The following is an 11,605-nucleotide window of genomic DNA, read 5'->3' as shown; positions in this document are numbered from 1 at the left end:
ACCTGGGTCTGAGCAGCAGCATGCACGGTTTAAGAGGATGTATTCCGAAGTATTCGATTCCCTCCCGAGCGGACCGCCCGGCATGTAACTATGTGGCTGTTTTGTGCAGTACTCAGATTTGGTGGTAATCAGTGGCCGGGGCGCGAGCGCCGATAATGCGCGTGATCGTGCTGATCACGCTGCTGGCCCTTGCCGCGATCACCCTGCACGGATACATCCCAGGAGTGACCGAATCCCGCGATAATCGCCCCGCCTCTTCGGCATTGTCGGTGGCGCTGATGCCGGTGCTGCTCACCGTGTCCATGGTGATCCTGCTGGCCGGGGTGATCGCAAGTCAGCACCGCCTGCCGCTGGCCATGCCCGAGCCCGACCGCGACACCGAACGTCAGCAGTGGCGCCTCGGCCGCCTCGGCCTACTGGCGCTGGCCGGACTCGCGGTCTTCGCCCTCATTCTCGCGGCCGCCGCCGCGGTGTTCTTCGTCGGCACGGGACGCGAAAGCGCGCCCCCACCACCGGCATCGGCCCCCACCACCGGCCAGCCACCGGCCGAGTTCGCCACCCGCGCGCCGGACCCAGGCAGCACTCCTGCCGAACTGACCGGCACCGCCTTGCTACTGACCGCGATCGCGGCCGCCGCGCTGGTCGGCGTGGCCATCGCCGGCCTCGTCGTGGTCACGGTGGCCGCGCGGCGTAGGCCCGCGCCTGTGGCACTGCCCTTGGTCCCGGTCGCGCCGACCGCGGTGGACTCGCTGGCCAGGGCGGCCGAAATGGGCTTGGCCGCAATGAATGTGCCAGGCCAAGAGCCACGCGCCGCGATCATCGCCTGTTATGTCGCGATGGAACGCGGCCTCGCCTTCGATCGGGCCGCCGCCCCGCTGGCCTCGGACACCCCGATGGAAGTGCTGGCCCGCGCGTTCGAGCGCGGCGCGCTGCACGACGCGTCCGCGCGGGAACTGGTCTCGCTGTTCGAGGAGGCCAGGTTCAGCCCGCACGCGATGCTCGAATGGCAGCGGATGCGCGCCGAGCAATTGTTGCGAATCGTCCTGGCGGACTTGCAAGGAGAGGCGGCAGCTTGAATCGAACGGCCATCGTCGTCAGCGCCGCGATCGTCGTCGCGCTGATCGAGATCGTCACCCTCGACCGAGCACGCGGGGTGCTGTTGTTCGTCGCGGCGGTACCCGTCGCGGTGGCCTTCGGCTGGCTCGTCTGGTCGCTGCTGGAACGTGCGGAACCACGCGGCTACCAGGATATCGACGAGATCGAGAACGGCCCGGCCGAGATGCTGCGCCGCTGGCACGCCAGGGCACAGATGCTCGCCGACCGGGCCGAGGGCACCCGTGCCGACTGGGACCGGCACCTACGTCCGTTGCTGGCCAAGGAGTTCGAGCTATCCAGCGGGCAGCGGGTCGCGAAGAACCGCCGAGCGACCGAGGCGGCGGGTATCCATCTGTTCGGGCCGGAACTGTGGCGCTGGGTGGACCCGGCCAATTCGGCATTGCGTGATCAGACCACTAGGGCACCGGGCCGGGCGGCGCTGGACGAGATCCTGAGCCGCCTGCAGAGAATGTGAAATGGGTTGAGGCAAGTGCGGGTACACACATGACGATGCCGATGGATGTCACAGTCCAGCGCAGCGATGCCGTGCTCAGGGAGCTATCCCGGGTGATCGTCGGCAAGCAGGAAGAGATGCGGTTGATCATGATCGCGGTGCTCGCCGGCGGTCACGTGCTGATCGAGGATCTTCCCGGCCTCGGCAAGACGTTGATCGCCAGATCGTTCGCCGCGGCGCTCGGCCTGCAGTTCACCCGGGTGCAATTCACGCCCGACCTGCTACCCGCCGATCTGCTCGGGTCGACCATCTACGACATGACCTCCGGCCGCTTCACCTTTCGGCGCGGACCGGTGTTCACCAACGTGCTGCTGGCCGACGAGATCAACCGGACCCCGCCGAAAACCCAGGCCGCGCTGCTGGAGTCGATGGCCGAGGGGCAGGTCAGCATCGATGGCGAAACCTTCCAGCTGCCACAGCCTTTCATCGTGCTCGCGACGGACAACCCGATCGAGTACGAGGGCACCTACCCGCTGCCGGAGGCCCAGCTGGACCGGTTCGCGATCCAGCTCCGGCTCGGCTACCTCTCCGAGCAGGACGAGAAGCAGATGATTCGGCGGCGGTTGGAGCGTGGTTCGACCACGCCGCAGGTCACTCAGGTGGTGGACGCGAACGGGTTGCTGGAGATGCGTCAATCGGTCGAGTACGTCACGGTGCATCCGGACGTGGTGAGCTACGTGGTCGCGCTCGCCGCGGCCACCAGGGCGCATCCACAGGTGGAGGTCGGCGCGAGCCCCCGCGCTGAACTGGACCTGGTGCAGATGTCGCGGGCCCGCGCGCTGCTGCTCGGCCGCGACTATGTGATTCCGGAAGACGTCAAGGCACTGGCGATTCCGGCCATGGCGCATCGGATCACCCTGCGCCCGGAGATGTGGGTGCGCCGGATCCGCGGCGAGGACGTGATCACCGAACTGCTGCGCCGCCTGCCTGTTCCGCGCGCCACGGTGACATGAGTGAACGCGGCGAGCGAATCATGTGCCGGCCCGCCATGTCCATGACTGAGCCGAGCGTCAGCGAGACGAACGCATGAGACATCGCGATGCCAGCACTGCGGTCGAGGCCGAATTGCGCTGGCGCCCAGCACCGTTGGTCTTCATGCTGGCCGTCTGCGCCGCGGCGGCGCTGCTGCTCGCGGTCGTGCTCGGCCGGTGGCAGCTCGTCGTTTTCGCCGCGCCCCTGCTCGGCGTGCTCGCCACCGCGCCGTGGCAGCAGTCCTCGACCAAGATCCAGGTCGACGGCGGCGGGACGCTGCGTTGCTTCGAATCCGAAGAGGTGGTGCTGACCGTCGCCGCGTTCGTCGAGCGGGGGCACGCGCTGTTGCGGTTGAAGCCGGAAATGGTTGCGGCACTTGGCATCGAGGTCGAGGAGGCCAGTGATTCCGGGCAGGCACCGGCTGGTCTGCGACTCGCGCTGTCAGCGGACCGTTGGGGTCGCTATCCGGTGTCGGTGCGGGTGTCCGCACTCAGTCCGGCGGGCCTGGCGGTCGCGAACGTCGTGCTGCCCGCCGGGCAACTGTTCGTCTATCCGATCACCGATCCGCAGCGAATGCGGTTGCCGCGCACTGAACTTCCCGAGCGACTCGGCACCCACCTGACCCGCCGGCACGGACCCGGCGTCGAGTACGCCGATATCCGCGCCTACGCGCCAGGTGACCAGCTGCGCATCGTCAACTGGCCGGTGAGTGCGCGCCGCGGCAGGCTGTACGTCACCGAACGGCTGACCAACCGTTCCGCGGATGTCGTTGTGCTGGTTGATACCTCGCAGCAGGCGCCGGGCCCGGCCACCGATTCGCTCGAACTGTCGGTGCGTGGCGCGGCACAGGTGGTCCAATCCACCTTGCAGGCCGGTGACCGGACCGCGGTCGTCTGCCTCGGCCGGGGGCCGCGCTGGTTGCGCCCGGATATCGGGCGGCGCCAGTTCTACCGGATCGTCGACACCGTGCTCGACGTCGGCGACGAGTACATCCCGACCACCGGCACCCTGGCGCCACACTCGGCCGTGCCGCTCGGCGCCATCGTGGTCGCCTTCTCCACCCTGCTCGACACCCAGTTCGCGCTCGCGCTGATCGATCTGCGCAAACGCGGGCACGTCGTCGTGGTGGTGGATGTCTTGCGCGGCACACCGTTTCGTGGCTCGCTCGATCCGACCCTTGCCAAGATGTGGCAGCTCGAGCGGGCCTCCATGTACCGCGACATGGGCACCGTCGGCGTCGACATCGTGGCCTGGCCCGCCGACACCCGGCTCGATCAGATCATGCGCGTGCTACCCGAGCACCGCCGCACCGTGCGGGTGCGCCGATGACCAGATTCCTCGCCGTCCTGTCGGGCGTGCTGCTGGTGACGTCGGTGGCGCTGCTGCAGCCATGGGCGGCTGTTCCCGCCTTGGTCCTGGTCGCGCTCGGCTGGTGGTTCCGTCCGGTCGCCGTCGCGGCCGTGCTGTCGGCCGTCGGCGTGCTCGCCGTCGCGAACCCCGGCGTGCTCGCGGCCGCGGCAACGGGACTGGTCGCAACCACCTATCTCCTCAACGCCGCCACCGTCACCGCACCGCACGGCGTTGTCCCGACCACCGTGCCGTCGGTCACCGGCGCGGTCGGCTTCGCCGCCGCGGGCGTCGGAGCCGCCCTGCTGCCGCTGCGCCTGGCGTGGGCTCCGCTCGCGGCCCCGATACTGGTAATCCTGTTGTACGCCTTGGTAATCCACGGTGCGGCGATCCGCCGCGCCCGCAACGGAGGTGAGCCACGTTCGGCGGGCACGCCCCAAACGCAGCCGCACACCCCCTGACCTACCGCACATCGAATCGATGCGCGGCAGATCAAGAGATGTGCGGGAATGTCAGCGGAACCGCAGGGTCACGTCGCCGAGGACGGGCGCGTCCTCGCGTTCGACGACTGTCGCGGCGATGGTCAATTCGCCGTCCTGCTGCCAGATGCGGGTGCGGATCGTCTCGCCCGGATAGAGCACGCCCGCGAAGCGGGCCCGGAATCCGGTGACCCGGCTCGCATCCGCGCCGAGCACGGTGTCGGTGGCCGTTTTGCAGACGATGCCGTACGTGCACAACCCATGCAGGATGGGCGCGGGAAACCCGGCGGCGCGGGCGAATTCGGGATCCGAGTGCAGCGGATTGCGGTCGCCGCACATCCGGTAGAGCAGCGCCTGCTGCGGCAACGTCGGCGTTGTCACGTCGAAATCCGGTGCGCGATCGGGCAGTTCGGTCTTGGTGCTCGGCCCACGCTCGCCACCGAAGCCGCCTTCACCGCGCGCGAAGATCGAGGAACGCGCGGTCCACAGCGGCGCACCGTCGGAACCGGTGACGGTCTGTTCCTGCACCACCACCGCCGCGGACCCCTTGTCCCAGAGCTCAGTGATCCGTCCCGTGCTCGTCGCCTTGCCCGACGCCGGTATCGGGCGGTGCACCTCCACCTCCTGGTGGCCGTGCACCACCTTCGCCAGGTCGATGTCGATGCCGGGGAAGCTGACCCGCGGCGGCTCGGTCTCGTGCAGGGTCGGCGCTACCGTCGCGAACGTCGGCAGCACCTGTGGTCCGCGGTCGTCGAGATAGCGCAGCTCGGCTGGATCGGTCCACCGCGTGCCCGCGCCGAGACCGAGCTGGTACAGCTGCACATCGGACGGTGTCCACGTGAATTCGCGGCTCGGAAGTTGCGCCCCGAGCGCGACTTTCGGATCGATCGGCATCAGGATTCCTTGTTGCTCGGCAGCGGACGGGTCGGCTGTGCGGCTCGCTTCTCGACGATGTCGAGCACGGCCAGGTAGCCGAAGGTGAGCGCGGGTCCGATGGTGGCACCGGGGCCCGCGTAGGTGTGACCCATCACCGGAGTCGAGCTGTTGCCCGCGGCGTACAGCCCTTGGATCGGGCTGCCGTCCTCGCGCAGCACCCGGCCCGAGGTGTCGGCGACCAGGCCACCCTTGGTGCCCAGATCACCGGGCACCATCTTGGCGGCATAGAACGGACCTTGCACCAGCGCCGCGAGGCACGGGTTCGGCTTCACCGTCGGATCGCCGTAGTACCGGTCGTAGTGGCTGTCGCCGCGGCCGTAGTCGGCGTCCTTACCGGTCTCGGCGAAGCTGTTGAAGCGGGCGACGGTGGCGGCGAGGTCGGCCGATGGCACGCCGATCTTGGTGGCCAGCTCCTCGAGGGTGTCCGCCTTGACGATGTTGTCGTTCTCCATCCAGCGCGACGGAAAACGCTGTCCCGGCTGCAGACCGGCGAAGATGTAGCGGTTGCGGTAGCGCTGGTCGAAAACCAGCCAGGCCGGGATGTTCTCGCCCGGTCCGTCGCCCTGACCGTACTTACCGCCGTACATGGTGTGCACGGCCTCGACGTAGGGCGCGGACTCGTTGCCGAACCGCTTGCCCTCGGCGTTGACCATGATGGTGCCCGGCAGGTTGCGCTCGGCCAGTGCGAACCACGGCCGCCCACCCTTGAAGATGGTCGGACCCCACCAGGCATCCTCCATGAAGCCGACGTCGCCGCCCGCCGCCATGCCCGCGACGATGCCGTCGCCGGTGTTGGCGGCCGCGCCGGTGGTCCACTCGGTGGTGATGGGCTGGCGCTGGTACTTGGTGCGCAGCTCGGCGTTGTGCTCGAAGCCGCCGGTGCCGAGTACCACGCCGTGGCGCGCGGTGAAGGTGACCTGCTCGCCCTCGTGTTCGGCCTCGACCCCGGTGACCACGCCGTTGTCCACCACCAGCCCGGTCAGCGGGGTGTTCAGCAGCACCGGCACATTCGCGTCGAGCAGTCCCTTGCGCATGGCGGCGATGATCGCCTGGCCCATGCCGAGGATGTGCTTGCCGGTGGCCTTGGCCCAGTAGGTGCGCGCGCCGACCCGCAGTGCCCGCGCGATGCCCTTCGGGTGCCTGCGGATCAGGTTGAGCCGGACGAAGTCGGCCTGCATCACGACCACGTTCAGCGGCGCCTTGGCGTAGGGCGGCTCCAGGTTGGCCAGTTCCGCGCCGAGCACCTTGGCATTGAACGGCGCGGGTTCGCACGAGCGGCCCGCGCCGAGCCCGCCCGGCGCCTCGGGGTAGTAGTCGGAGTAGCCCGGCACCCACTTCATCTTCAGCGGGGTGTGGTCGAGCACGAAGTCGAACGCCTCCGGACCCCGGTCGATGTAGGTGTCGATCCGTTCCTTGGGCACCGCGTCGCCGATGATGCTGTGCAGGTAGGTGCGTGCCACCTCGCGGTCGTCAGGTCGGCCGGACGCGCGCAGCGCCTTGTTGCCGGGGATCCAGACGCCACCGCCGGAGCGTGCGGTGGACCCGCCGTAGTGCGCGGCCTTCTCGATGAGCACCACGCTGAGCCCGTGGTGGGCGGCGGTGAGGGCGGCGGTCATGCCCGCAGCGCCGCTGCCGACGACCACCACATCGTATTCCCGATCAATCATGTAGAACACGTTATAGAATGATGCGGCCATTGGTCTATGTTGTGTGGCAGAAGACTTACATGGCTTTCCGCTTGCTGAGAAACTCGTTTCAGTTTCAGACCGGAGTGAACTACATGGGGTTCGATTGGGACCTGGTTGCCGACGTGGTCGTCGTCGGGTTCGGCGCGGCCGGTGCCGCCGCCGCGCTGGAAGCGGCGGCCGACGGCGCGCAGGTGCTCGCGCTGGAGCGGTTCGCCGGCGGCGGGGCGTCGGCGTTGTCCGGCGGCATCATCTACGCGGGCGGCGGGACGTCGGTGCAGCGCGAGGCCGGTGTCGCGGATACGCCCGAGGCGATGCTCGGGTATCTGGAACGTGAGGTCGGCGCCGCGGTGTCGCCCGAGACGCTGCGCCGTTTCGTGGACGGCAGCCCGGCGATGATCGAGTGGCTGAAGGGCCATGGCGTTCCGTTCGAGGCGTCGCTGTGCCCGTACAAGACGTCGTATCCGAACGACAGCTACTACCTGTACTACTCGGGCAGTGAGATCTCCGGCGCGTTCCGGGACATCCCGGCGGCGCAGCGTGGGCATCGGGTCAAGGGCAAGGGTACCTCCGGCAAGCAGCTCACGGGCCCGCTTGCCGCCGCCGCTTCCAGGCTCGGTGTACGGGTCGAAACCCTCACGCGGGCAACCCAACTGATCCTCGACGAGGCGGGCACGGTAATCGGCGTCGAGTGCCGGACGTTGCGTGACGCACCGGGCCGGGTTCGCGAGCGGTACACGCGGATGGCGAAGGTCGCGGCCAAGCCCGGCATCTACTACCCGCCGCTGCGCGCCGCGCTGGAAAAGCGGCTGGGCCGATTGGACCGGCAGTACGGCAAGACAATTCACGTGCTCGCCAGGCGTGGCGTGGTGCTCAGCGCCGGTGGGTTCATCGCCAACCGAGGCATGCTGGGCGAATACGCGCCGGACTATCGCGGCGGGCTCGCGCTCGGCACCACCGGTGACGACGGCAGCGGCATCCTGCTCGCCAAGCGGGCCGGCGCGGCCACCGATCGGATGGGCAATGTGTCCGCGTGGCGATTCCTGCTGCCGCCCAGCGCTTTTACCGGCGCGCTGCTGGTCGATGCCGCAGGCCGCCGGGTCATCGACGAGACCAGATACGGCGCCGCGGTCGGCCACGCGCTCATCACCGAACACGACGGCAAGGGCTGGCTACTCGCCGACGACGAGCTGATGCGGACCGCCATCGGCCAGATCGGCAAGCAGGGCGCCTGGTTCCAGCGCGGGCAGTTCGAGGCGATGCGGCGCACCGCTATTCGCGGCGCCACCCTCGAGGCCGTCGCGGCGAAGGCCGGGATCGACGTGATCGGATTGCGCGCGACGGTGGACGCGCACAATGCCGCGATCGAACACGGCACGCCGGACCCGGTCGGCAAGCCTGCCGAGTTCACCAAACCGCTGCACACCGGGCCGTTCTGGTTGTTGGACGTGGGCATCAAACCGAGCCTGGCCAATCCGTGTCCGATGCTCACGCTCGGCGGCGTCGTCGTGGACGAGCAAACCGGCGCGGTGAAATCGACTGCCGGAACCGATATTCCAGGGCTGTACGCGGCCGGTAGGACCGCCGTAGGTATCTGCTCGGAGTCTTATGTCAGCGGGCTGTCGCTGTCGGACTGCATCTTCTCCGGCCGCCGGGCCGGCCGGTCCGCGGCAGGCGAACAAGCGGTGCTGTCCGATCAACCCGGGACGCTCGATCAAGCAATAGCGAAGGGAAACTAGCGTGCTGTCCGACACGGTACGAACCGCATTGGCCGATGAGCTCGAGCTCGCCGAACGTGATCGGGTGGCGATCGATCCGCTGGTCGCCCGGCATCCGGACATCGATGTGGTCGATGCCTACGAGATCCAGCTGATCAATATCCGGCGCAGGCTCGACACCGGCGCCAGGATCGTCGGGCACAAGGTGGGCCTGTCGTCCAAGGCCATGCAGCAGATGATGGGTGTGGATGAACCCGACTACGGTCATCTGCTCGCGGAAATGGAAGTCTACGAGGACGTTCCGGTCGAGGCCGGTCGCTATCTGTTCCCAAGGGTCGAGGTGGAGGTCGGCTTCGTGCTCGGCGCCGACCTGCCCGGCGCGGACTGCACCGAGGCCGACGTGCTCGCCGCGACAGTCGCTTTCGCGCCCGCCATCGAGCTGATCGACTCGCGGATCAAGGACTGGAAGATCGGCCTGACCGACACCATCTCCGACAACGCGTCCTCCGCCGGTTACGTGCTCGGCCCGGAACGGGTGGCGCCCAAAGACATCGATGTCAAGGCGATCGACGCGGTGCTCACCCGCAACGGCGAGGTGGTGGCCGAGGGGCGCAGCGACGCCGTGCTCGGTGACCCGGTGATCGCGGTGGCCTGGCTGGCCCGCAAGGTCGCGAGCTTCGGGGTGCGGTTGAAGGCGGGCGACATCGTGCTGCCCGGCTCGTGTACCCGTGCCATCGATGCACGGCCTGGCGACAACTTTCACGCCGAGTTCGCTGGACTCGGTTCTGTCCGTTTGCAATTCATCTAGGAGGCTTGTGGTGTCCGACAACGGGACCGTCACCGCCGCGATCGTCGGGTCCGGCAATATCAGTACCGATCTGCTCTACAAACTGCTGCGCTCGGAGGCGATCGAGCCGCGGTGGATGATCGGGATCGATCCCGACAGCGAGGGTTTGAAGCGGGCCCGCGGGCTGGGGCTGGAAACCTCGGCCGAAGGGGTCGACTGGCTGCTCGGTCAATCCGAGCTGCCCGACCTGATTTTCGAGGCGACCTCGGCGTATGTGCATCGCGCCGCCGCGCCGAAGTACGCCGAAGCAGGCATCCGGGCGGTGGATCTCACGCCCGCCGCCGTCGGCCCCGCGGTGGTGCCGCCGGTGAACCTCGGCGCGAATCTGGATGCGCCGAACGTCAACATGATCACCTGCGGTGGGCAGGCGACCATCCCGATCGTGGCGGCCGTATCGCGCGTGGTCCCGGTGGTTTACGCGGAGATCGTCGCCTCGGTGTCGTCGGTCTCGGCAGGCCCGGGTACCCGCGCCAACATCGATGAGTTCACCAAGACCACCAGCCGCGGTGTCGAGACCATCGGCGGTGCCGAGCGTGGCAAGGCGATCATCATCCTGAATCCGGCCGAGCCGCCGATGATCATGCGCGACACCATCTTCTGCGCCATCCCCGAGGACGCCGACACCGACACCATTACCGACTCCATCCACCGGATGGTCGCCGATATCCAGCAGTACGTGCCGGGTTACCGCCTGCTCAACGATCCGCAGTACGACCCGCCCTCGGTGATTTCCGGTGGCATGGCGAAGGTTTCGGTGTTCGTCGAGGTCGAAGGCGCGGGCGACTTCCTGCCGCCGTACGCGGGCAACCTCGACATCATGACCGCCGCCGCGACGCAGGTCGGCGAGGTCATCGCCGGTCAGATCGCCTCGGCGCGAGTGTAAGGAGCGAAAACATGTCTTATTCAGCAGAACTCGACATCCGGGTCACCGACACCTCGCTGCGCGACGGATCCCATCACAAGCGGCACCAGTTCACCGCCACCGAGGTCCGCGATATCGTTGCCGCCCTCGACGGGGCCAGGGTCCCCGTCATCGAGGTGACCCATGGCGACGGGCTCGGCGGGTCCTCGTTCAACTACGGCTTCTCCAAAACCCCTGAGCAGGAACTGATCAAGATCGCCGCCGAGACGGCGACCCAGGCCAAGATCGCGGTGCTGATGCTGCCCGGCGTCGGCGTCAAGGAAGACATCAAGGTCTCCCAGGACAACGGCGCCTCGATCTGCCGCATCGCCACCCACTGCACCGAGGCCGACGTCTCCATCCAGCACTTCGGCCTTGCGCGCGACCTCGGCCTGGAAACCGTTGGCTTCCTGATGATGTCGCACAGCCAGCCGCCCGAGATGCTGGCCAAGCAGGCGCGCATCATGGCCGACGCGGGCTGCCAGTGCGTCTATGTCGTCGACTCGGCAGGCGCCCTCGTGCTCGACCAGGTCACCGACCGGGTAGCCGCCCTGGTCGCCGAACTCGGCTCCGATGCCCAGGTCGGCTTCCACGGCCACGAAAACCTCGACCTGGCCGTCGCCAACTCCATCTACGCCATCCGCGCGGGCGCCACCCAAATCGACGGCAGCGCCCGCCGTTTCGGCGCGGGCGCAGGCAACACCCCCGTCGAGGCATTGGTCGGCGTCTGCGACAAACTCGACATCAAAACCGGCATCGACTTCTACGCCATCGCCGACGCCGCCGAAGACGTAGTCCGCCCAGCCATGCCCCAGGAATGCCTCCTGGACCGCTCATCCCTCATGATGGGCTACGCGGGCGTCTACTCCAGCTTCCTCAAGCACGCCGAACGCCAAGCCGAACGCTACGGAGTATCCGCCGCCGAAATGCTCGTCCGAGCGGGCAAACGCAAACTCGTCGGCGGCCAAGAAGACCAACTCATCGACATCGCCCTGGAACTCCAGCGCGAAAAAGAAACCGTCCCCGCCACCTGACCGATCAGCTGATGTCGCGGTACCCCACCGCGACATCAGCCGCGGGCCGACGGGTATCTCCGGAAACGAGAAATGGC

The 11,605-nt window shown here is 67.9% G+C and carries 11 protein-coding genes; 9 read left to right on the top strand and 2 right to left on the bottom strand.

The genetic code is table 11. From position 1 onward, the window contains the following. Window positions 1-155 precede the first annotated feature (155 nt). The 5 genes from ACIA8C_RS15690 to ACIA8C_RS15670 all read left to right on the top strand — a co-directional run bounded on the left by ACIA8C_RS15690 (window position 156) and on the right by ACIA8C_RS15670 (window position 4,389). Entirely contained in the window at window positions 156-1,076 is a 921-nt protein-coding gene (locus ACIA8C_RS15690) for a DUF4129 domain-containing protein (RefSeq protein ID WP_397135667.1), read from the top strand. After that, window positions 1,073-1,570, top strand: coding sequence for a hypothetical protein (locus ACIA8C_RS15685; protein ID WP_397135058.1), 498 nt, complete (start codon window positions 1,073-1,075; stop codon window positions 1,568-1,570). Before ACIA8C_RS15690 ends, ACIA8C_RS15685 begins: the two co-directional genes overlap by 4 nt. 29 nt (window positions 1,571-1,599) lie before the next feature. Next, window positions 1,600-2,562 (top strand): AAA family ATPase, encoded by a 963-nt coding sequence (locus ACIA8C_RS15680; RefSeq protein ID WP_397135056.1) that lies wholly within the window; start codon window positions 1,600-1,602, stop codon window positions 2,560-2,562. Between the two features lie 73 nt (window positions 2,563-2,635). Then, window positions 2,636-3,910: a DUF58 domain-containing protein gene (locus ACIA8C_RS15675; protein WP_397135054.1), complete on the top strand. Its 1,275-nt coding sequence runs from the start codon at window positions 2,636-2,638 to the stop codon at window positions 3,908-3,910. Beyond that, window positions 3,907-4,389, top strand: a complete 483-nt coding sequence (locus tag ACIA8C_RS15670) for a hypothetical protein (RefSeq protein WP_397135052.1) — start codon at window positions 3,907-3,909, stop codon at window positions 4,387-4,389. Before ACIA8C_RS15675 ends, ACIA8C_RS15670 begins: the two co-directional genes overlap by 4 nt. 51 nt (window positions 4,390-4,440) lie before the next feature. On the opposite strand, the gene ACIA8C_RS15665 is transcribed toward ACIA8C_RS15670, so the two are convergent. Then, a complete protein-coding gene (locus ACIA8C_RS15665; RefSeq protein WP_397135050.1) occupies window positions 4,441-5,301 on the bottom strand; it encodes a MaoC/PaaZ C-terminal domain-containing protein in 861 nt (286 codons plus the stop codon). Beyond that, window positions 5,301-7,019 carry a 3-oxosteroid 1-dehydrogenase gene (kstD, locus tag ACIA8C_RS15660; protein WP_397135665.1) on the bottom strand — a complete coding sequence of 573 codons (1,719 nt, stop codon included), beginning with the start codon at window positions 7,017-7,019 and terminating at the stop codon, window positions 5,301-5,303. Before kstD ends, ACIA8C_RS15665 begins: the two co-directional genes overlap by 1 nt. Window positions 7,020-7,123: 104 nt before the next feature. Here kstD and ACIA8C_RS15655 point away from each other — a divergent pair, with 104 nt between their 5' ends. From ACIA8C_RS15655 to dmpG, 4 genes are read left to right on the top strand one after another with little or no spacing between them, the layout of a single operon-like run. Continuing rightward, window positions 7,124-8,767, top strand: coding sequence for an FAD-binding protein (locus ACIA8C_RS15655; RefSeq protein WP_397135048.1), 1,644 nt, complete (start codon window positions 7,124-7,126; stop codon window positions 8,765-8,767). Between the two features lies 1 nt (window position 8,768). Beyond that, the gene (locus tag ACIA8C_RS15650; RefSeq protein WP_397135046.1) at window positions 8,769-9,554 is read left to right on the top strand and encodes a 2-keto-4-pentenoate hydratase; all 786 of its coding nucleotides are present in this window, start codon (window positions 8,769-8,771) and stop codon (window positions 9,552-9,554) included. Window positions 9,555-9,564: 10 nt separating this feature from the next. Further along, window positions 9,565-10,476 (top strand): acetaldehyde dehydrogenase (acetylating), encoded by a 912-nt coding sequence (locus ACIA8C_RS15645; protein WP_397135044.1) that lies wholly within the window; start codon window positions 9,565-9,567, stop codon window positions 10,474-10,476. Window positions 10,477-10,487: 11 nt separating this feature from the next. Further along, window positions 10,488-11,528 (top strand): 4-hydroxy-2-oxovalerate aldolase, encoded by a 1,041-nt coding sequence (dmpG, locus tag ACIA8C_RS15640; protein WP_397135042.1) that lies wholly within the window; start codon window positions 10,488-10,490, stop codon window positions 11,526-11,528. Window positions 11,529-11,605: the final 77 nt, after the last annotated feature.

Origin of the sequence: Nocardia sp. NPDC051321 (genome assembly GCF_044455225.1) — a bacterium.
In the GTDB taxonomy this organism is placed as follows: Bacteria; Actinomycetota; Actinomycetes; order Mycobacteriales; family Mycobacteriaceae; genus Nocardia.
The sequence above is the reverse complement of the archived record's forward strand: the minus strand, read 5'-3'. Positions and strand labels throughout refer to the sequence as shown.

Bases quoted from the DNA above. Each gene is read 5' to 3' on its own strand.
- ACIA8C_RS15665 (WP_397135050.1), bottom strand. From the start codon at position 5,301: ATGCCGATCGATCCGAAAGTCGCGCTCGGGGCGCAACTTCCGAGCCGC.
- ACIA8C_RS15675 (WP_397135054.1), top strand. From the start codon at position 2,636: ATGAGACATCGCGATGCCAGCACTGCGGTCGAGGCCGAATTGCGCTGG.
- ACIA8C_RS15680 (WP_397135056.1), top strand. From the start codon at position 1,600: ATGACGATGCCGATGGATGTCACAGTCCAGCGCAGCGATGCCGTGCTC.
- ACIA8C_RS15690 (WP_397135667.1), top strand. From the start codon at position 156: ATGCGCGTGATCGTGCTGATCACGCTGCTGGCCCTTGCCGCGATCACC.
- ACIA8C_RS15655 (WP_397135048.1), top strand. From the start codon at position 7,124: ATGGGGTTCGATTGGGACCTGGTTGCCGACGTGGTCGTCGTCGGGTTC.
- ACIA8C_RS15670 (WP_397135052.1), top strand. From the start codon at position 3,907: ATGACCAGATTCCTCGCCGTCCTGTCGGGCGTGCTGCTGGTGACGTCG.
- dmpG (WP_397135042.1), top strand. From the start codon at position 10,488: ATGTCTTATTCAGCAGAACTCGACATCCGGGTCACCGACACCTCGCTG.